This is a genomic window from Algoriphagus aquimarinus (assembly GCF_007997215.1).
Lineage (GTDB): Bacteria > Bacteroidota > Bacteroidia > Cytophagales > Cyclobacteriaceae > Algoriphagus > Algoriphagus aquimarinus_A.
This window is the reverse complement of record NZ_VORW01000010.1, coordinates 1-19,980: the sequence shown is the minus strand read 5'-3', so window position 1 is coordinate 19,980 and position 19,980 is coordinate 1. Positions and strand designations below refer to the sequence as shown.

The following is a 19,980-nucleotide window of genomic DNA, read 5'->3' as shown; positions in this document are numbered from 1 at the left end:
AAAAAATCAATTCCCGATTTTGATAGTCATCTGATTACCATCTCCTGGCTTGCCCGAATACCTCTTCATCATCTCATTCATCTTCTCTTCGGAAAGCGCTTGATAATCTTCTCTGCTGATCATTTCTCCCTTTTTAGGGATTTCTATTTTTACTGGATCATTGGGATTCAATACAATTCTCTCTGCGATGTAAGTCATTCCATTGTTTTGTAATTCTAGGATCAATCCCGGTAATCCCCAAAAATCATCTGGTCCATGGCTCACAGGAATTTGCATGGTAAACCAGGCAGTCACATTCACAGTATCCTTACTAGCTTCCATTTCATCCTTACCCATAGAAAAAACTTTACTATCAACAATCCTCGAATAGATGGCTTTTTGGCAAGTGTAGTCACCTATTTTTTTGCTTTCTCCAGTCAATTCCCAATCGTAATTCCTCAGGCTATCTTTCACCAGAAAACCTTTTCCCATCAGATCCTCTTCCTCTATATAATTTTGCTCTGCCACATTCTTATAGAGTAGTTTATCCTGATTACCCGTACTGATCATGATAGTTGCCCCGCCGGAAGAGGCTGTAGCTGGACCGCCTCCTAGACTTTCTACTTGCTTCCAGTTAGATTCTGTCTGAGAAAAAGTAAGTACATATTCACGCTCCATTTGCTTTTTCAATTGCTTCTGTAGGTCTGCCATGACATCAGGAGCCATTTTGGTACTATCCATAGAAAATGAAATCTTGGAAGAAGATTTGTAAAATGCTCTACCCGTAAGACCTTGAGCAGTGGCTGTGATAATCGAGCCCATCAGGGCGAAGGCGAGAAATAGTAATCGTAAGTTCATAGCAGTAAATTAGTTACTACAAACCAATACAAACTACCCCTACAACTGAGTTAACCAGTGTTAACGTGTGTTAACATTCGGTTTTATATATTTCTTAGCATCTACTTTAGCCCTGTGAAAAAGCTACAATTCAAGCGAATAGGAGTTCTGATTGCCCTCACATTGATGGTCAGTATAGGTGTGCAGATTTATAGAAACTACACCCAATTCAAGCAAAACGAAAGTCAGCTTGTTGCTGATATACAGCAGAGTTTGGATAATGCCCTGGAAATTTACTTTGCAGATTTAGCAAAAACTGATGTGATTACTTTGACGGAAAACAATAGTTCTAGCTTTAGGCTAAGTACCACCAGCAAAGTGGCAAATGATAGTACCGAGAATGATTTCTTCAAAAAAATTGGAGAGAGTAAAATACTTATGAAGACTCTCGAAAAAATGGAAGCTGGAGACACTTCGAGTGCTGATTGGTTTGGGAATCTGGACGAGACACAAAACCTTCGCTTCGAAGCCTATACAGACACACTGAAAAACATCCATCCTGAAAAGATTCAAAGCATCAATATATTTCGAGGCCTGAATGCAGCCGATAGCATCAGCAATCTCAAGCTTTTAACCAATCGAATCATCATATCCATTACACGGGATTCACTTGATTTCGAGAAAATAAGCGCGCTGGTAAAGGATGAATTGGATAGAAAAGACATCACTATAAATTACGGCTTGCTGCACTACGATCGTGACACTATTTCAGGATCGTTTAACTATCCGGCTTTGACCGAAATGCCATTTTCCACCGTTTCAAAATCCACTTTTTTGCCTCGTGGTGAAAAGCTTGAAATGTACTTTGAAAACACAGCTTTAACAGTTCTAAAGCGAGGCGTCCTGGATATTCTTATGTCAGTTATCTTTCTTCTGATTATCACAGGAGCATTTTATTACCTCTACCAAACCATCAAAAACCAAAAGGAAATCGCCGAGATCAAGGAAGATCTGATCGCAAATATCACCCATGAATTCAAAACACCTATAGCCACGACTCTTTCCGCTATTGAAGGAATAGAATTATTCAATCCTGAAAATAATCCGGAGAAGACGAAGAAATACCTCGGAATATCTAAAAGTCAGATGCTCAAATTGGACTTGATGGTGGAGAAACTTCTGGAAACTGCCAAGCTGGATTCAGAACAATTTATTTTACAGAAAGAGGAAATTGATCCTATCCCTGTGCTTAGATCCTTGGTGCAGAAGTTCCAAACCTTGTCACCTGAGCAAGAAATAGAACTAGTGGTCCCTTCGAAAATATCGGCTATCAATGTTGATCCTTTCCACTTCGAGAATGCCTTATCCAATCTACTGGACAACGCCCTCAAGTATGGTGGTGAGGAGATTCGGATTACTGTGGATCAAGGCACAAATACTCGCATCCGGATTTGGGATAATGGTGGAAACATTGGTAATGATCAAAAAGAAAGAGTTTTTGAACAGTTCTATAGAATCCCGAAAGGAAATCTCCATGATGTGAAAGGCTTTGGTATAGGGCTATATTATGTGAAGAAGATCATCGAAAAACATAACGGCAAAATAGAGCTGGAATCATCTGCAAAGAGCACATCTTTTATCACGACTTGGCCATGAGCAAAATCAAGATTTTACTAGCAGAAGATGAAATGGCCTTGGGTATGATCATCCAGGAAAGTCTTGAAAGCCGGGAGTTTCAAGTAACTCTTTGCGCCGATGGACTACAAGCTTGGGACAGTTATCAAAAGTCCAAACCTGACGTACTGGTTTTGGATGTGATGATGCCTAAAAAAGATGGATTTACCCTCGCTGAGCAAATTCGAAAAACCGACCCTTACACTCCAATCATTTTTCTGACTTCCAAATCTCAAACAGAGGATGTACTCAAAGGCTTTGGATTAGGAGCCAATGACTACGTACGAAAACCATTCAGTATGGAGGAGCTCATAGTCCGAATCAAAGCTCAACTTAACCGCCTACAACTCCGTAAAAATCAGTCCGATTGGCTCAATTTGGGAAAGTATGAGTTTCACGCTACAAAACAGCTTTTAAAGCTAGAGAATGAAGAGTATCATCTCACTGCCCGTGAATCCCAGCTATTAAAAATCCTCCTGGAAAATGCCAATCAAATCACCGATCGAAGCTTGATTCTGACACAGATCTGGGGATCAGATGACTTTTTCAATGCTCGCAGTATGGATGTCTTTATCACCAAGCTTCGCAAAAAGCTCCAGGAAGATCCTCAAATCCAGATCTTAAATGTGAGAGGATTTGGGTATAAATTGGTGTGCTAGGTAATTGGGTTTAGACTTAACATCTTTTAAAGCTTTTTAATACAATCTCCGAAAATTAACGCTCCGATTGCTACGTTATAAGTGAGAAGAAAATCTTAACCCTAACAAGATTTTGTGTGGAGAAAAGTCGGAGGCAAGGCTGCTTGGATTTTAAGGAATAAAAACCAAGCAGTCACCTCTGCACCACGCGATAGGCATACTTCTTCCTGAATAGATCGATACCCCATTTATATAAATAGATTCTATTACTGGTAGAAAAAGACAATCTTTACTTTATCCTCAATTACTAAGATTCAAGCTTTTCGCCCAAATGAAAAAAATACTCTTATCCCTCACTATTCTTGGTACGGCTTTGTATTCCTGTACCCCGAAAATAGGCTCTATAATTAATGTATCAGAAGTAGAGCGTATTGAAACCGTGCTTTCTGCTGATGACATGAAAGGCAGGCAACTTTTCACTCCAGAACTGGACAAAGCTGCTGACTTTATTGCTGCAGAGTTCCAGAAAAGTGGCTTAGAGTTTTTCGGTGGAAATGACTCGTATATGCAGAGTTTCGATATGCTGCAAGCTTCGCCTAGCACAATCAATGGAAGTTTGGATCAGGAAGCATTAAGCACTAGTAACGTGACTGTGAATTCTACTTCAGAATCTGTAGAAGTAAAATCGCTTACGGATTACGAACTAGTCAAAGTCGCCAAGGATGCTAATTTCAATCAGTTGGTATTCCCAGTATTACGTGCCGATAAGAATGTAGTGGTGCTGATAGACCCAGCACATGCGGCTAACTTTGCTAGATTGGGAAGGATAGCTGGCAGAGCAAAATTCCCAACTGAGTATTCTCAAGTGTTCATAATGACAGACAATTTGGACCCTAAGTCTCTAGCACTAACCGCTAAAAATACGGTAACAAAGCAACCGCTAAAGAATGTGGTCGGAGTAATTCCTGGTAAGTCTAGAAAGGATGAATATGTAGTTTTCGGAGGACATTACGACCATATCGGTATAGGTAGACCTGATGCAAAGCAAGACAGCATTTACAACGGCGCAAATGACAATGCCGCAGGAACCACCGCTGTAATGATGCTTGGGAAATATTTCAACGAACTTAAAGACAATGAGCGCACACTAATCTTTGTCGCATTCACAGCGGAAGAATCTGGAGGATTTGGAAGTACCTACTTCAGTAAGCAGCTAGATCCAGACAAGGTGGTTGCCATGTTCAATATTGAGATGATCGGCACAGACAGCAAATGGGGACCAAATTCTGCCTACATCACCGGTTTTGAAAAGAGCTCCATGGGAGAAATACTTCAAAAAAATCTAGTAGGTTCTAAATTCCATTTTGAACCAGATCCATACCCTAAGCAAAACTTATTTTACCGAAGTGACAACAGAACCTTAGCCGAATTGGGAGTTCCTGCTCATACCATCTCCACTTCCAAAATGGAAGAAGCTCCAAACGACGAGCCTAATTACCATAAAGCAAGCGATGAGATCGGTACCTTGGACATGGACAATATGACCGAAGTCATCAAGGCAATCGCACTAAGTAGTAAGACTATTATCAGCGGAAAAGACACGCCTTCACGAGTAGAGAAATTGGATTAAAGGATTTGCAGGGGCGGAAACTGTGTACCTATGTGCAATTCCACTTGGGTGCCCCCCTAGTGAAACTTGACTTCTAAAGAATGAACTCTGGTTCACTGTAAACCAAGAATTTATTGTTGATTTATTTTTAAAACATTACAAAATATGTGTATTCGGATATCTGCACGTATGTTCAATCAGGCTTCGACTGCGCTCAGCCTCCGGTCAATTTTGGCTTAAAGGGAGAGGGAGAGAATGCGGCGGTGCCGCATTCTCTCCCTCTCCCTTGATTTTACGCTTAAATTCGGTCCCTGAGCGCAGTCGAAGGGAAAGGATTCAAAATATTATTTTGCTACGTGCATTCAAACGAATACATATATTACAAAGTAGGAACTTCTTAAAAACGGTAGATCTTGTGATTATTTAATATGACTATTCGCTTATCTGCCAGTAAAGCATTACAGCATTTGGTAAATACTAGCATTTAGGCCACTTCGGTCACCTGTCATCGGTCTTCCTGCCGAGTAAGCAAAGAAATTTTGGTGACTGGCATCATTGCGGATAATCATATTATTTAATGTATCACCGTCAATGGCGGCATGAAGGCAGTTGACACCGTTGCGATTGCGGTAGCAGGACCTTTGGTATATCTGTCCTATTCAGCACACAATTCCACTCCCATACGAGCTAATAAAGTGATTAGAAATATCTAAAAAGAAAAAGCCTTGAAGATAATTTTGACTAACTAGTATTAAGCTCTAAATTATAATTCTAGTAATAGTAAATCAATTCTTTTGAAGTGGGACAAGATGTAAACATCGGCAAAGTAACAAGCATACGCGGAAGTGTAGTGGATATATGGTTTGCCGACCATATACCTGCTATCAATGCCTTACTGATTACTGGAAAGGATAAGCAAATGCACCTGGAGGTCTTTACCCAGCTGGATGATCACCATGTACGGGCTATTGCATTGAACCCTACTCAGGGATTGGCTAGAGGCATGGCCGTTGAAACCGATGGAAGAGAACTGACTGTTCCTGTAGGTAATAATATCCTCGGCCGAATGTTCGATGTTTTTGGAAATACAATCGATCATCTGGAACCGATCCCTGAAGGAGAGCGGCGCAATATTCACCAATCACCCCCACCCTTATCAAAAAGAGCTGTAAAATCTGAAATCTTTGAAACCGGTATAAAAGCAATTGATGTCTTGATTCCCTTGGAAAAGGGAGGAAAAGCCGGACTGTTTGGTGGTGCTGGTGTTGGTAAAACTGTTTTACTGACCGAGATCATCCATAACATGGTGGGGAAAACCCATGGTGTGAGTATGTTTTGCGGTATTGGTGAGCGATGTCGTGAAGGGAACGAGCTTTATAATACCATGAAAGATGCCGGTCTGCTGAAGGATATGGTCATGTTATTTGGGCAAATGAATGAACCACCTGGAGCCCGTTTTCGTGTGGGACATGCGGCACTCACTATGGCTGAATATTTCCGTGACGATGAGCACCGAGACGTATTACTATTGATTGATAATATTTTTCGCTTTATCCAAGCAGGAATGGAAGTATCGGGATTGATGGGTCAAATGCCTTCACGACTGGGATATCAGCCAACTATGGGGACAGAACTGGCGGAATTAGAAGAACGCATTGCTTACACAAATTCAGGTGCCATCACATCCATACAGGCAGTTTATGTACCTGCAGATGATTTGACGGATCCAGCTGCGGTTCATACATTCTCCCATCTTTCCGCATCAATTGCCCTGTCAAGAAAAAAAGCAAGCGAAGGCCTGTACCCATCCATTGACCTGCTGCATTCCAATTCAAAAATGTGCACTCCGGGAATTATCGGTGAAAAACATTACAACCTAGCCCAGCAGATACGGGAAACATTGGCGCAGTACGAAGAATTGAAAGACATTATTTCCATGCTCGGCATGGAGCAGTTGTCAGTGAAGGATCGCAATGTTGTGAACCGTGCCAGGAAACTGGAACGCTTTCTCACTCAGCCTTTTTTTGCAACCGAGCAATTCAGTGGCATCAAAGGAACACAAGTCAGTCTGAAAGACACATTAGAGGGATGCGAACGCATTTTGGCAGATGAGTTTAAGGACTATCCCGAAAGCGCATTTTATATGATAGGGACTATAGATGAGGTGAAGAAAATAGCGAAGTATGACCATCAAAACAAACAGTCTGGGCTATCAAAAGAAGGTACTCAAGCGGAGAAAGCTGAGGTAAAAGTAACAGCCAAAGAAAAAGTAATTACTGATTAGAAATATAAAGGTACCAGTTATGAACCTCAAGATTCTTCTTCCATACAAAGTGTTTGCTGACATCAAAGACGTCAAGCAGGTGGTGATGGAAACCAGTGAAGGTTCTTATGGTTTGCTTCCTCAAAGACTGGATTGTGTTGCGGCATTGGTGCCGGGTATTTTAAGCTATGAAACCGACATCGTACATTATGTTGCGGTGGATGAAGGTGTCATGATAAAAGCAGGCTCTGAGGTATTAGTTTCTGTACGTAACGCGGTGGGCGGAGCAGATCTGGGCAAACTTGGTCAACTGGTTAAAGATGAGTTTAACAACCAGCATGAGAATGAACGGGAATCAAAAACTGTGATTGCCAAGCTTGAAAGAGGGTTTATTTATAGCCTGGACAAATTTCGAAACCATTAAAATGAAGCCTGCAGCAAATAAGCCAGACGAGAATTTTTTTAGTAATGAAGTTGCTAAAAAAGAACAACGAAAGTTGAAAGCCTTACATGACAAAAACGGAGTATGGTTTGGACTAGGAATGATGGGAATGGTGGGTTGGTCAGTAGCAGTCCCTTCCTTGCTGGGTGCAGCATTGGGAATATGGTTGGATAAAAGTTATCCCCAATCATTTTCTTGGACACTAACTTTTTTGATGGTTGGAATAATTGCCGGAAGCATCATTGCCTGGTCTTGGGTGCTAAAGGAAGATAGAGAAGTACATAATAAGGATAAAGAAAATAACGATGAATGAAACGGTATCAATGATAGTAGCTCTTGTGACTGGAATTGTTTTGGGAGTTTTTTTCTTCGGTGGACTTTGGTTCACAGTAAAGAAAGCGGTCGTATCTAAAATTCCAGCACTTTGGATCTTCCTAAGTTTCATACTTAGAATCAGTATTACACTCCTTGGATTCTATATCATCGGAGTCAAGAACTGGCAGCATCTGTTACTTTGCCTATTGGGGTTTATAGCCTCCAGATTTGTAGTAATTCATTTCACCAAAGCTCTTGATGCAAAACAAGTGCACTTGAAAAAAGAGGAAACACATGGAGCTTAGCCCTGACCAAACCATCTTCTGGGAGTATGGTTTTATTACAATCAATCTTACCCTGGTTACGACTTGGGGGATAATGCTATTGCTCATAGTTTCGGCTTGGTTGGTTACCAGAAAGCTAAAAACTGATATTCATATTTCCCGTTGGCAATGCTTTCTGGAAATGATAGTGACAGGCATTAACGAGCAAATCGAGGAAGTTGGTCTAAGCAAACCAGAGGAATATATTGGCTTTATCGGTACCTTGTTTTTATTCATAGGGGTTTCCAATATCTGTATCATTTTCCCTGGATACACTCCGCCCACCGCATCACTGTCCACCACCACGGCCTTAGCACTAGCTGTATTTCTGGCAGTCCCATTTTATGGTATCAGCAAGAGTGGCGTATGGGGCTATCTAAAGTCATTCCTACAGCCCACATGGATCATGCTTCCCTTTAATCTGATCGGGGAAGTATCCCGCACACTTGCTTTAGCAGTGAGATTGTTTGGCAACATTATGAGCGGAGGAATGATCGTAGCGATTTTGTTGAGCATCTCCCCTTTTATTTTCCCTGTTATCATGAATATGCTTGGCTTGCTCACCGGAACCGTACAAGCCTATATTTTCAGCATTTTGGCCACTGTCTATATAGCGGCAGCTGTTCGTAATGCGAAAGAAAAATCTAAAACGAAAGTAATAACCACTTAAAAACATCATAAAATGGATAGTATAACTTCAATTGCAATCGCATCAATAATCACTGCCGGTCTTACCACTGCCATTGGCTGCATGATGCCTGCTATAGGTGAGGGCAAAGCGGTATCATCAGCTTTAAATTCAATTGCCCAGCAGCCTGACGCTGCGCCAACTATTACCAGAACCTTATTTGTAGGATTGGCCATGATTGAATCCACTGCCATCTACTGTTTTGTGGTGTCAATGATCCTCATTTTCGCCAATCCATTCTGGAATTACATACTAGCCAATTAATAGATCATGGATATCAATTGGTTCACAGTAATTGCACAGCTGGTTAACTTCCTGATATTGGTCTGGTTGCTCAAGAAGTTTTTGTATAAGCCTATACTCAATGCTGTCAATGAACGGGAAAAAAAAATCACGGACCAATTGAAAGAAGCAAGTGATAAAGTAGCAGTTGCTCAGCAAGAAAAGGATGAGTTTAAAAGGAAGAATGAAGATTTTGAGCAGCAGAAAAAAGGATTGATGGATACTGTAGTGGTTGAGGCGGCTACAGAAAAAACCCAATTGATAAATGCTGCAAAGGCAGAAGCAATTGCTATGATATCCAAGATGGAAAAGGCAGCGAAAAAAGAACAGGAGAATGAGAATAAAGATCTTGCCGAAAAAACTAAAAAGCAGGTGTTTGACATCACTAGAAAAGCGCTTGAGGCAATTGCTTCCGTCAGTTTAGAAGAACAATCCGCAACCAAATTCATCAAACAACTTAAATCTTCAAAAGACGATGAAAAGCAAAACTTAATCGATGCATTCAAATCCCACCCTGATTCTATTTTGGTAAAAAGTGCCTTTGACCTTCCTGCCAAACAGCAGGAACAAATAAATGATGCTGTCAATGACCTGCTCAACATCAAGACAGAATTGCAGTTTAAAACTGCACCTGAAATAATAAGCGGCATTGAACTTTCCACCAAGGGTTATAAAGTAGCGTGGAGTTTTTCAGAATACCTAAATGCCCTGGAACAGGAAATTTCAGCAAAATAAAAGATAAGCCAAAGTCGAAGAAAAAATCAGATGTCAGCAATTGAAAATAATCTTCTAGAGGGCAGCACCTTCGGCCAAATCGCCAAAGGCTTAGAAAACTTTACTTTTTCTATGCAACCCCGAGAAGTTGGTTTGGTAACAAGTGTGTCAACTGGAATTGCCAAAGTATCAGGGCTACCCGGTGTAGGCTTTGAAGAATTACTGAAATTTAAAGAAGGGCTTTTCGGTATTGCATATAATCTGGATGAAGATGAGATAGGCGTTATCCTTTTGGGTAAAGATACTTCTCTGAAAGCCGGAGATGAAGTAGAGCGCACTGGACGGGTGATGGATATTCCAGTTGGATATGAATTAATTGGTCGAGTGATTGATCCTTTGGGGCAAGCACTAGATGAAAAAGGGCCAATTATGTATGGCGAACGTTTGCCTATCGAACGCCCGGCACATGCCATCATGGACCGAAGTGCGGTAGCTGTTCCCTTACAAACAGGAATAAAAGTAATTGATGCTTTGATTCCCATTGGTCGAGGTCAGCGTGAATTAATTGTGGGAGATCGCCAAACGGGCAAAACAGCTATAGCTATTGATACCATTCTAAATCAGCACGATAAAAATGTGTTATGCGTTTATTGCGCTATCGGGCAGCGAGCTTCGGCGGTGGCAAAAGTGATTGCCAACCTGCGGGATAGAGGTGCCATGGAATACACCGTTGTGATGGTGGCCGAAGGAAATGATTCTCCAGGTATATCATATATCGCGCCCTATGCAGCTACCAGTGTTGCCGAGTATTTTATGGAACAGGGTCGGGATGTGCTCATTGTTTATGATGATCTTACCCATCATGCCCGCGCTTACCGCGAACTCTCCTTATTATTGAGAAGACCTCCCGGACGCGAGGCATTTCCTGGAGATATTTTTTACATCCATTCCAGATTATTGGAACGCTCCACTCACTTAAGTGAGGAATTAAAAGGCGGTTCACTAACAGCATTGCCTATTATTGAAACAGAGGCCCAGAATATTTCAGCCTACATTCCCACAAATCTTATTTCCATTACTGATGGGCAGCTTTATCTATCTCCCAAACTTTTTGAGTTAGGTATTTTACCCGCTGTGGATGTCGGAAAGTCGGTATCCCGAGTAGGTGACAAAGCCCAATTGGCTGCTTATCGCTCCATTGCAAAGTTGAAATTAGAGTACGCGCAGTTTGAAGAACTGGAAACATTTGCCCGATTCGGTACCAGGCTTGATGAAACCACCAAGCAAACCATTATCCATGGCAAACGAATTCGTGAATGCCTCAAGCAACATGAGCTCCAGCAATTAACCGCTTCTGAACAAATCGTCGTACTACTGGCCTTAAAGGAAGGTCTTTTAGATATGATCCCTATTGAAAAAATTCATGAAGCCGAAGAAGCGTTACTCACTAACAGCAAGGATTTTCCAGAGGAAATAATCAAGAGAATCGTAGGTAACGAAAAGCTGAGTGAAGACGATAGCAAGGCCATACTAAAGTTCGCAGAAACCATCCTTGTCCCTTTTCAAGAAAAGGAGGGTCCAGATCAACCTAAAAAGTAATGGATACACTCGAAAATTTACGAGACAAAACGGAAGGGGCAAAAGACCTGAAATCTGTGGTAAGTGCCATGAAAGCAATGGCAGGTTCAAATATTGTTCAATACGAGACAGCCGTTAGCTCGCTTTCTGATTATTACCATACCATCGCTTTAGGAATCGTGGCCTATTTCAAGGCGGAGAAAATTGCCGGTATCAGTGAAAAGTCAGCTGCTACCAATAAGTCTGAAGAGGTAGTCTGCGCTATAGTTTTCGGGTCTGATCAGGGTCTTGTAGGGCAATTCAATGATTCTATGGCAGATTTTGTGTCTAATTCACTGAATGCCTTACCAGGAAAAAAAGAGATCTGGGTAATTGGAGAACGTGTTCAATTGCTTCTGTCTGACGATGGATTGACGAGCTCAAAGCTTTATCCAGTTCCAAATGATATTAATGCTGTCACTCCTCTGGTTACTGAAATCTTAAAAGAGAGTCAGAAGAAACAGCTGAAGCATGAAGTGACAAGCTTCTATATTTTTCACAATAAACCCAAACCGGATTCAGGATACGTTCCTGTGATGCAACGGTTCTTACCATTGGATGAAAAATGGAAGGAAACCTTACAGAAAACCCAATGGCCAAGCAAGCTACTTCCACAGATTGCAGGAGCCGCAAAACCTACGTTGGTCGCCTTGATTAATGGGTATCTTTTCACTTCCCTATTCAAAGCGTGTGTAGAATCATTGGCAAGTGAAAATGCCAGTCGCTTGGAGGCTATGCAAAGAGCAGAAAAAAACATAAGTGACCTGCTGGATGAGCTCAACAAAAAATACCATCGCCTCAGACAGAGCTCCATTGATGAAGAATTATTTGATGTGGTTTCGGGCTTTGAAGCACTAAAGAAAGATTAAAAGACATAGCCGCAGACTGCTCATGTGAAATCATGGAAAAAAAAATTACGGGAGCAAGTGGAATGGCTTTCTTAACGAAAACACCAAATGGAAATAAAACAAAACTCGGGAAAAAAAATAAAAGCCTGAAAACGATTAAGGAAGAAAGAACTCCTTTAGAACTACAGATCAACAGTTTTGTGAAGAAAATGGAGATCGTAGGAGTTACCCCATCCCTACTGCGGAACCTCCGAAGAAACACGCGATTGATCCAGAATCCAATATGTTATGATATCAACCAAATGAACGTTAGGACATTCAATCCGTAAAATCAAGTACGATTATCTTGTTGTTGCGCTCGGAAATCGTTTGGCATACTAAAAAATAGACGGCTTCGACGAAAATGGTCATTACCTGACCATTTTATTTCTAGATAATTGCTTGAGAAATTTACTGCAAAAAGGACATAAAGAGATCGATAGCAATTACTTCTGGCATATTTATCAGGGAAATAGTAACAAATTGCTCAAAGGCTTGCCTGTTGCTTTAACAACATTCGTTGATCCCCTATACAAAGGGGAAATAGAATGTAAGGATGGCTCAAGAAGTCTCAATTCTTTTTCCTGATTGGCAAGCCTTGAATTTTTGAAAGAAATTCCATTTACAGATGATAGAACTGGGAATTATTAAAGGGTTCTACCACGAATTTAATAGAAGTCCGGTAATGAAATCTACCTCCTAGCTGAATAACGCTTAAAGGAGCCTGATATTCAGTCTTAAAATGCTCCTGGCCTTTTCTCCATTGATATTTAAGCCTAACAAGAACCATCTTTTCCACTAACTTAAGGGTAGAACCAAAATAGTAAGTCTTTCAAAACGCTAATATGAAACATATAAAGAACTTTTCGGAAATACATTTAAAGGACATTTCACTCGTGGGCGGGAAAAATTCTTCCTTGGGAGAAATGTTTTCAGAACTGTCTTCCAAAGGCATTAAAGTGCCCGATGGGTTTGCTGTGACAAGTGAAGGTTATTGGAGTTTTCTAAATGAAAACGAACTTGTTCCAAAACTCACGGCGATTCTTTCAGAATTGGATCTTAAAACGTTTAATAACCTTTCCAAAATTGGTTCACAAGCCAGGAAATTGCTGTTGGATGCATCTTTTCCAAAAGAATTGAGTGATGAGATTGTAACCACATACAAACAATTGGAAAAGCGTTCGGGAAGTACCATTTCTCTAGCCGTACGTAGTAGTGCGACAGCTGAGGATTTACCCAATGCAAGTTTTGCCGGCCAACAGGAATCTTACCTTAATGTACAGGGAGAAGAAAACCTGATTGCTGCCTGTCATCGTTGTTATGCATCTCTTTTTACAGACAGAGCCATAAAATACAGGGTTGACAATGGTTTTGATCATATGAAAGTGGCACTTTCAATCGGTATTCAGATTATGGTTCGGTCCGACAAAGCCTGTGCTGGCGTGATGTTTTCACTCGATCCAGATACCGGATTTGATAAGGTTGCACTTATCTCAGGGGCTTGGGGGCTAGGTGAAAATGTGGTGCAGGGAAGTGTTAACACTGATGAGTTTCTGGTATATAAGTCATTTATCGGAAAAGTAGAGCAACCCATCATCTCAAGAAAATTAGGGAGCAAGGAGAAAACAATGGTGTATGCTGATAAAAAGATGTCTGAGATTCAAAAACCGGAAGATGCCATCATAAATCTTGACACATCCTCTGAAAACAGACAAAAGTTTATACTCAGCGATGAAGAAGTAGTGCAGTTGGCGAAGTGGGCAGTGATTATTCATGATCATTATGAGCGTCACATGGACATTGAGTGGGCAAAAGATGGCGACACGAATGAAATATTTATCGTTCAGGCTCGCCCTGAAACGGTTCATAGCCAAAATAAGAACAAGAGTCAGTTCAAAGAATATCGAATCAAAGAAAAGGGGACATTAATCTGTAAGGGAATTGGCTTAGGAAATCGCATTACTTCAGGTATTGCAAGGCGATTGGACTCCCCAAAGGATATCGATAAGATTAAGGAGGGTGAAATTCTAGTAACAGGAAGAACCGATCCTGACTGGGACCCTATCCTCAAAAAAGCTGCGGGTATAGTAACTGATCAAGGAGGAAGAACTTCTCATGCGGCTATTGTGGCGAGAGAAGTAGGAGCAGTCGCTATTGTGGGAAGTGGTAATGCTACCAAAGTAATAAAGGATGGTCAACTAGTAACTATCTCTACCGCTGAAGGTGACACTGGGTTTGTCTATGATGGCAAGGGCACCTGGGATGAGCAAGAGATTGACACCTCCAAAATTGAAATGCCAGAAACGCAGATTATGCTCATTCTTGCAGATCCAGATAAGGCATTCCGGTATTCGTTGTTCCCCAATAATGGTGTAGGATTGATGCGAATGGAATTTATTATTAACAATTCGATCAGAATTCACCCAATGGCCCTGCATAATTTTGATCAGCTGAAAGATAAAGCAGTTATAAAGGAAATTGAAAGTCTGACCCATCACTACCCGGATAAGAAGAATTATTTCATACACAAACTGGCAGAAGCTACTGCAATGATTGCAGCCGCTTTCTATCCTAAAGATGTGATTGTAAGAATGAGTGACTTTAAATCAAATGAATATGCCAGTCTGCTTGGTGGGAGCACATTTGAACCTGTGGAGCAAAACCCAATGATCGGGTTCAGAGGTGCGTCACGGTATTATCATCCTTTATACAAAGATGCTTTTGTGATGGAATGCAAAGCGATGAAAATGGTACGGGAGGAAATGGGATTTACCAATGTAAAACTGATGCTTCCATTTGTTCGAACGATCCAAGAAGCAACAAATGTAATTGCGATCATGAAGGATAATGGATTGGTAAGAGGTGAAAAAAGTTTGCAGTTGTATATGATGCTTGAAATTCCAAGCAATGCATTGCAGGCCACCGAATTTGCCAAACATTTTGATGGCTTTTCCATTGGATCAAATGACCTTACTCAATTGACACTAGGCGCTGACAGAGATTCGGAATTACTCAGCGACATCTTTTCTCCGTTTGATCCGGCCGTGATGCAATTGATCAGCATGGCTATCTCCAAAGCAAAAGCTGCAGGTGTCAAAATTGGTTTATGTGGTCAGGCACCAAGCGATTACCCTGAATACTCTAAGTTTCTTGTTGAGTGTGGTATTGACAGTATTTCCTTCAATCCGGATGCATTGATAAAAGGTATTTCTAATATGAAGCAGGCGGAAAGCAAAACCTCGATCGATAATAGTAACTAAATATATATCTGACTCGGATTTAAAAAAACAAAGGGAAATAGTATGATCCACGATAAAGCACATAAGCCAAAATGAAGGCTTTAACTTGAAAAGTCTCAATGAGACATTAGTCCCCTTCTGTTATTTCGTAATGCTTTTTCCCGACAAAAATACCGCACAAAATAATTGGGGTTTAAACGTTGAACCACAGCAAATTTCACTCTCTCCAAATTTGACGATGCTTCCTTTTTGTAGACTTTAAAAAGGATAATAAATGAAACCGAAATACCATAAAGCTACCTATGAGGTCGATAACTTCTACATGGATAATATAACCGAAGTCATCTAGGCAATCGCCTTAAAGTAGTAAGACTAGTATCAGCGTAAAAGATGCTCTTACGCAAGTGGAGAGGTGGAATTATAGGGGAGGAAACTGTCTGCCTATGTGTAATTCCAATTGGGCGAAAAATTTCTCGCCCCTACCTATCTTAATTATTTCTCAACAACACTGATTATCAACTATCTATACTCAAAGTTATTTGGAGTTAATTCCAAACTTCCGAGAAAATCTTTGGAAGTAGCGGATGTATTGTAATCGTCTATTTCTCTTTCAAAGACTTCCGTTATTGTCTTCACAAAAGGAGACTTATTGTTAGTATAAACTAGGTAATTGATTGTCATCAGTGCCAAGTGTTTATCTGTACTCAAAACCGATTTCTTGAGTAATGACTCGGCCGCTTTGTTTTGACTCAATTCGTATAAAATCGTAGTTAGGCTTATAGACCCTGGAGTTCTGGCATTGCTATTTCCATAGCTCCCTATGAATTGTGGGGAAGTGTCTTCTATAGTAATCCAGAGGATATTAGGTTGCTGCGCAAATCGACTTAAACTGAAAAATAGAGGACTGACAACTATAGTTATAAAAAACTCTACTATGGGTTTTTGTTGATTTCTTTAGTTACAATTAATAAGTTTCAAACTGGATTCAATAAGACTTAAAGCTATCTCCTACCGGTTTTCCTCTCCAGCTTTTTGGCATATCCAAACCTAAAACCCAAGCGATAGACAGACTATAAAAAGACGTTTCATTAGGTGGGTAACTAGAATAATAATGATATAAAGTGATTAAAGGATAAGAAAATATTGAAGCTACAATTAGAATGATATCTACTAATAATCAGAAAAAAGTTTTCTATCTACAAGTTAGTATGGACCACTGTTAGTCTTCTATTCTCTTCTCTAACTGCGTTTCACCAAACACCATTTCTGCCGAATGTTTTTTGGCGATTTCTTGGATTTCTTTAACGATCTCTGGATACTGATCTGCCAGATCAAAACGCTCAGAAGGATCATGTCCCAAATTAAAGAGGGTCACCTTTTCCAACTTTTCTAGTTTCTCAGGATATCCAGCTGGGTTATTACTGTAGAAATAGAGTTTGAAATCACCCTTTCTCACCGCGAAAAGTCGATTACCGTGGTAGTAAAACATTTCATCCCTAGGAGTAGCATTTTCCCCTCTAAGTACCGGACTCAAATCGAAGCCATCGTAAATACGATCTTGAGGCATTTTTGCGCCAGCAAGTGTAGTAATAGTTGGCAACAAATCCAGCGTGCTTCCCATTTTTGAGATCACGCCGGGCTTCACATTTCCCGGTCCCCAGATTACCGTAGGTACACGAACTCCACCCTCATAGCTAGTTCCTTTTCCACCGTAAAGAGAACCAGCACTCCCACCCTGCTCATTGTAAACCAGCCATGGTCCATTATCAGAAGTAAAAATCACATAGGTATTTTCATCCAGTCCATTTTCCTTCAATGCTCTCAAAATCTCTCCTACAGACCAATCAATCTCTTCGATCACATCCCCATACAATCCACGTTCACTTTTCCCCCTGAAATCGCCAGAAGCAAAAAGAGGAACATGGGGAAGAGAATGAGCTAAGTAAAGAAAAAATGGCTTGTCCTTATTGGAGGAAATGAATTCTACAGCCTCGGCAGCATATCTCTTGGTGATGGTATTTTGATCTGCAGGTCGCTCAATAATCTCAGTATTTCTCATCAGAGGCACATTGAAATACTCGAATTTTGAATCCGCAAAAGCTTCCTTTGCAGTGATGTCATTCACGCGATCCATGTCGTTGCTATAGGGAATTCCGAAGTAGGAATCGAAGCCGTGACTGGTAGGCAAGTATTGCGGCAGGTGCCCCAAATGCCATTTCCCAATTGCAGCAGTGGAGTAACCAGCACCTTTTAGAAGCTTTGCAATTGTATTCTCATAGGCAGGCAATCCTCCATCAGAATCTGGAAATAGAACCCTTCGCTTATTGCTGTACATCCCTGTACGTACAGGAAGTCTTCCCGTCAAGATCGCTGATCTACTCGGAGTACAGACATTGGCAGCTACATAGAAACTGGTCCATTTCTGCCCCTCCACAGCCATTTGATCTATGTTGGGAGTCTTGATCGTGGGATGTCCAAATGCCCCCAAATCACCATAGCCTTGATCATCTGTAAAAATGATAATGAAATTGGGCTTGGATTCTTTCGTACTTTGGCTAAATGCCAGGGGAGTGAAAGAGAGAAAAAGAACTACTAGCTGAAGGTAAATTAAGGGTCTACGCATAATGAGGTTAAATTAAAAATGGAAGACTCTGGCACCTATTAAAGAGCTACAATCTTCCTTAGTAAATTACAGAAAATGAATTATTTCAACACTACATCCTCAATGTTACTATTCATATCCCCACGAATAGCCGTATAAGCAGCGATCATTTCTTCCAATTTTTCAGGATTGGATTCTGCCATATTATCAGCTTGACCTATGTCATTTGTGAGGTTGTATAACTGATAGTTTTTATCATTACCTACTTCAATATTCACAGATTGTTGTACCGCTCCACCATTATATGGAGGAATCATAATCCACTCGCCTTTTCTGAGTGCAGTTCTACCAGTAGCTTCCAGCATCAATTCGGATCTACCTGTTTTCTCCTCACCCATAAAGGCTGACAATAGATTTTCGCTATCCTCGGAGGTATCCGTACTTCCTGTAAGTGCTGCCAATGAACTCAAAAAATCCACCTGACAAACCAAGGCATCGGATACTTGCGGTTGGATTCTCCCTTTCCAATAAACCATAAATGGAACTCGGGTTCCAGCTTCGAAAAGACTGTATTTCCCTCCTCTTAAAGCGCCAGCAGGGGTATGATTCCCTAATTTTTCTACCGCATCATCGTAATATCCATCATTCAATACGGGGCCATTATCACTTGTGAAAATGATCAATGTATTCTCTAGCAAACCTTCATCCTCCAAAGTTTTCATAAACTCACCTACCATCCAGTCAGCTTCCAAAATCACATCTCCTCTTGGGCCCATGCCTGATTTGCCAACAAACCGTGGGTTTGGCGTTCTAGGCACATGCGGTTGCTGGAATGCATAGTACAGGAAGAATGGTCCTTCCTTATGTGACTTCACATAGCTTTGTGCTATTTCAAGAAAGTGATCCGCCATGTCAACATCTGACCACTTTGCAGCTTCTCCACCTTTCATAAATCCGATTCTAGGAATGCCATTCACAATGCTATTATTGTGACCGTGATGCCACTTCATAGTAGTCAACTCAGGATTATCTTTTCCTGTAGGTTCACCTTCGAAGTTTTTATCATAATCAACTTCGATAGGATCATTTGGATCCAGATTGACCACATTTCCATTCTCGATATAAACAGTAGGCACGCGGTCTTGAGTGGCAGCCATGATGTAGCTGTAGTCAAAGCCAACTTCATTTGGACTTGGGCTGATGTGCTGATTCCAATCTACATTTCCATCACCAAGACCCAAATGCCATTTTCCTACCACTCCAGTTTCATAGCCTTGCCCATTTAGCATTTTAGGGACAGTCATCTGAGAGGTGCTGATCAGCAAAGGAGCTGTGCCTGGAAGAATTTTCGCATCTGCATTTCTCCAAGGATAAACGCCAGTGAGTAAAGCATAACGACTAGGTGTACAGGTTGCCGAGGAGGCATAGCCATTGGTGAATCTTATTCCACCATTTGCCAGCTTGTCCATGTTAGGAGTAGAAAGTTCAGTAGCTCCGTAGGAACTCAAGTCACCATAACCCAAATCATCCATGTAAATGATGACAATATTAGGTTTGGTGGCTTCAGTTTCGGCTGTTTCTTTTTCTGAAGAACTACATCCCCAAAACAAGGAAACAGATGTTAGTCCAAGTAGGATCTTACTCTTGATGTGCATTATATTCTAATTTTGTTAAACCTTATTTTTCTTGAAACTTCGAGATTATTGATTCATCATTCGGCGTTCGTTATTTTTTAATTTCGAATCACTAGTGTCCGACTAAAGTAAGAATTTCTCAGAGAGGTTGAAAAGAACTTAATCAGAGGAGATTTTTGGGTGAAATTGGAATGTAAGCCCACTAGGTTGGAAATAGGGCCGTTTGGTTGGCTTTCA

General features: G+C 40.9%; 18 protein-coding genes. 14 read left to right on the top strand and 4 right to left on the bottom strand.

Going from position 1 to position 19,980, the window contains the following annotated elements:
• Positions 1-6: 6 nt before the first annotated feature.
• The gene (locus ESV85_RS14260; RefSeq protein WP_146918685.1) at positions 7-837 is read right to left on the bottom strand and encodes a GLPGLI family protein; all 831 of its coding nucleotides are present in this window, start codon (positions 835-837) and stop codon (positions 7-9) included.
• 114 nt (positions 838-951) lie between these two features.
• Here ESV85_RS14260 and ESV85_RS14255 point away from each other — a divergent pair, with 114 nt between their 5' ends.
• From ESV85_RS14255 to ppsA, 14 genes are all read left to right on the top strand, one after another.
• Positions 952-2,472, top strand: coding sequence for a sensor histidine kinase (locus tag ESV85_RS14255; RefSeq protein ID WP_146918683.1), 1,521 nt, complete (start codon positions 952-954; stop codon positions 2,470-2,472).
• Entirely contained in the window at positions 2,469-3,149 is a 681-nt protein-coding gene (locus ESV85_RS14250) for a response regulator transcription factor (protein ID WP_146918681.1), read from the top strand. Before ESV85_RS14255 ends, ESV85_RS14250 begins: the two co-directional genes overlap by 4 nt.
• A 310-nt stretch (positions 3,150-3,459) precedes the next feature.
• Positions 3,460-4,758 (top strand): M28 family peptidase, encoded by a 1,299-nt coding sequence (locus tag ESV85_RS14245; RefSeq protein WP_146918679.1) that lies wholly within the window; start codon positions 3,460-3,462, stop codon positions 4,756-4,758.
• Positions 4,759-5,521: 763 nt separating this feature from the next.
• Positions 5,522-7,021 carry a F0F1 ATP synthase subunit beta gene (gene atpD, locus ESV85_RS14240; protein WP_146918677.1) on the top strand — a complete coding sequence of 500 codons (1,500 nt, stop codon included), beginning with the start codon at positions 5,522-5,524 and terminating at the stop codon, positions 7,019-7,021.
• 19 nt (positions 7,022-7,040) lie between these two features.
• Positions 7,041-7,424 carry a F0F1 ATP synthase subunit epsilon gene (locus tag ESV85_RS14235; protein WP_146918675.1) on the top strand — a complete coding sequence of 128 codons (384 nt, stop codon included), beginning with the start codon at positions 7,041-7,043 and terminating at the stop codon, positions 7,422-7,424.
• Position 7,425: 1 nt separating this feature from the next.
• Positions 7,426-7,755: an AtpZ/AtpI family protein gene (locus tag ESV85_RS14230; RefSeq protein WP_146918673.1), complete on the top strand. Its 330-nt coding sequence runs from the start codon at positions 7,426-7,428 to the stop codon at positions 7,753-7,755.
• Positions 7,748-8,062: an ATP synthase subunit I gene (locus ESV85_RS14225; protein WP_146918671.1), complete on the top strand. Its 315-nt coding sequence runs from the start codon at positions 7,748-7,750 to the stop codon at positions 8,060-8,062. Before ESV85_RS14230 ends, ESV85_RS14225 begins: the two co-directional genes overlap by 8 nt.
• A complete protein-coding gene (locus ESV85_RS14220) occupies positions 8,052-8,750 on the top strand; it encodes a F0F1 ATP synthase subunit A (RefSeq protein ID WP_146918669.1) in 699 nt (232 codons plus the stop codon). Before ESV85_RS14225 ends, ESV85_RS14220 begins: the two co-directional genes overlap by 11 nt.
• Positions 8,751-8,762: 12 nt before the next feature.
• A complete protein-coding gene (locus ESV85_RS14215; RefSeq protein ID WP_146918667.1) occupies positions 8,763-9,032 on the top strand; it encodes a F0F1 ATP synthase subunit C in 270 nt (89 codons plus the stop codon).
• A 6-nt stretch (positions 9,033-9,038) separates the two neighbouring features.
• Positions 9,039-9,785, top strand: coding sequence for a F0F1 ATP synthase subunit B (locus tag ESV85_RS14210; protein WP_146918665.1), 747 nt, complete (start codon positions 9,039-9,041; stop codon positions 9,783-9,785).
• A gap of 30 nt (positions 9,786-9,815) precedes the next feature.
• Entirely contained in the window at positions 9,816-11,363 is a 1,548-nt protein-coding gene (locus tag ESV85_RS14205; RefSeq protein ID WP_146918663.1) for an alternate F1F0 ATPase, F1 subunit alpha, read from the top strand.
• Complete coding sequence (locus tag ESV85_RS14200; protein ID WP_146918662.1) at positions 11,363-12,250, top strand: F0F1 ATP synthase subunit gamma; 888 nt, start codon at positions 11,363-11,365, stop codon at positions 12,248-12,250. The genes ESV85_RS14205 and ESV85_RS14200 overlap by 1 nt, the downstream gene beginning before the upstream one ends.
• 32 nt (positions 12,251-12,282) lie before the next feature.
• The gene (locus tag ESV85_RS14195; protein ID WP_146918660.1) at positions 12,283-12,558 is read left to right on the top strand and encodes a hypothetical protein; all 276 of its coding nucleotides are present in this window, start codon (positions 12,283-12,285) and stop codon (positions 12,556-12,558) included.
• Between the two features lie 555 nt (positions 12,559-13,113).
• Complete coding sequence (gene ppsA / locus ESV85_RS14190) at positions 13,114-15,528, top strand: phosphoenolpyruvate synthase (protein ID WP_146918658.1); 2,415 nt, start codon at positions 13,114-13,116, stop codon at positions 15,526-15,528.
• Between the two features lie 498 nt (positions 15,529-16,026).
• Here the strand turns inward: ppsA and ESV85_RS14185 are convergent, their stop codons facing one another.
• The 3 genes from ESV85_RS14185 to ESV85_RS14175 all read right to left on the bottom strand — a co-directional run bounded on the left by ESV85_RS14185 (position 16,027) and on the right by ESV85_RS14175 (position 19,764).
• Positions 16,027-16,188, bottom strand: coding sequence for a hypothetical protein (locus ESV85_RS14185; protein WP_191322014.1), 162 nt, complete (start codon positions 16,186-16,188; stop codon positions 16,027-16,029).
• A 538-nt stretch (positions 16,189-16,726) separates the two neighbouring features.
• Complete coding sequence (locus tag ESV85_RS14180) at positions 16,727-18,130, bottom strand: sulfatase (protein WP_146918654.1); 1,404 nt, start codon at positions 18,128-18,130, stop codon at positions 16,727-16,729.
• A gap of 80 nt (positions 18,131-18,210) precedes the next feature.
• Positions 18,211-19,764: a sulfatase family protein gene (locus tag ESV85_RS14175; RefSeq protein ID WP_146918652.1), complete on the bottom strand. Its 1,554-nt coding sequence runs from the start codon at positions 19,762-19,764 to the stop codon at positions 18,211-18,213.
• Between the last annotated feature and the right edge of the window lie 216 nt (positions 19,765-19,980).

Excerpts from the sequence above, each read along its gene's own strand:
- ppsA (WP_146918658.1), top strand. The coding sequence starts at position 13,114 with ATGAAACATATAAAGAACTTTTCGGAAATACATTTAAAGGACATTTCA.
- ESV85_RS14200 (WP_146918662.1), top strand. The coding sequence starts at position 11,363 with ATGGATACACTCGAAAATTTACGAGACAAAACGGAAGGGGCAAAAGAC.
- ESV85_RS14175 (WP_146918652.1), bottom strand. The coding sequence starts at position 19,764 with ATGCACATCAAGAGTAAGATCCTACTTGGACTAACATCTGTTTCCTTG.
- ESV85_RS14180 (WP_146918654.1), bottom strand. The coding sequence starts at position 18,130 with ATGCGTAGACCCTTAATTTACCTTCAGCTAGTAGTTCTTTTTCTCTCT.
- ESV85_RS14230 (WP_146918673.1), top strand. The coding sequence starts at position 7,426 with ATGAAGCCTGCAGCAAATAAGCCAGACGAGAATTTTTTTAGTAATGAA.
- ESV85_RS14250 (WP_146918681.1), top strand. The coding sequence starts at position 2,469 with ATGAGCAAAATCAAGATTTTACTAGCAGAAGATGAAATGGCCTTGGGT.
- ESV85_RS14245 (WP_146918679.1), top strand. The coding sequence starts at position 3,460 with ATGAAAAAAATACTCTTATCCCTCACTATTCTTGGTACGGCTTTGTAT.
- ESV85_RS14220 (WP_146918669.1), top strand. The coding sequence starts at position 8,052 with ATGGAGCTTAGCCCTGACCAAACCATCTTCTGGGAGTATGGTTTTATT.
- ESV85_RS14215 (WP_146918667.1), top strand. The coding sequence starts at position 8,763 with ATGGATAGTATAACTTCAATTGCAATCGCATCAATAATCACTGCCGGT.
- ESV85_RS14195 (WP_146918660.1), top strand. The coding sequence starts at position 12,283 with ATGGAAAAAAAAATTACGGGAGCAAGTGGAATGGCTTTCTTAACGAAA.
- ESV85_RS14210 (WP_146918665.1), top strand. The coding sequence starts at position 9,039 with ATGGATATCAATTGGTTCACAGTAATTGCACAGCTGGTTAACTTCCTG.
- ESV85_RS14260 (WP_146918685.1), bottom strand. The coding sequence starts at position 837 with ATGAACTTACGATTACTATTTCTCGCCTTCGCCCTGATGGGCTCGATT.
- ESV85_RS14225 (WP_146918671.1), top strand. The coding sequence starts at position 7,748 with ATGAATGAAACGGTATCAATGATAGTAGCTCTTGTGACTGGAATTGTT.
- ESV85_RS14205 (WP_146918663.1), top strand. The coding sequence starts at position 9,816 with ATGTCAGCAATTGAAAATAATCTTCTAGAGGGCAGCACCTTCGGCCAA.
- ESV85_RS14185 (WP_191322014.1), bottom strand. The coding sequence starts at position 16,188 with ATGACAATCAATTACCTAGTTTATACTAACAATAAGTCTCCTTTTGTG.
- ESV85_RS14235 (WP_146918675.1), top strand. The coding sequence starts at position 7,041 with ATGAACCTCAAGATTCTTCTTCCATACAAAGTGTTTGCTGACATCAAA.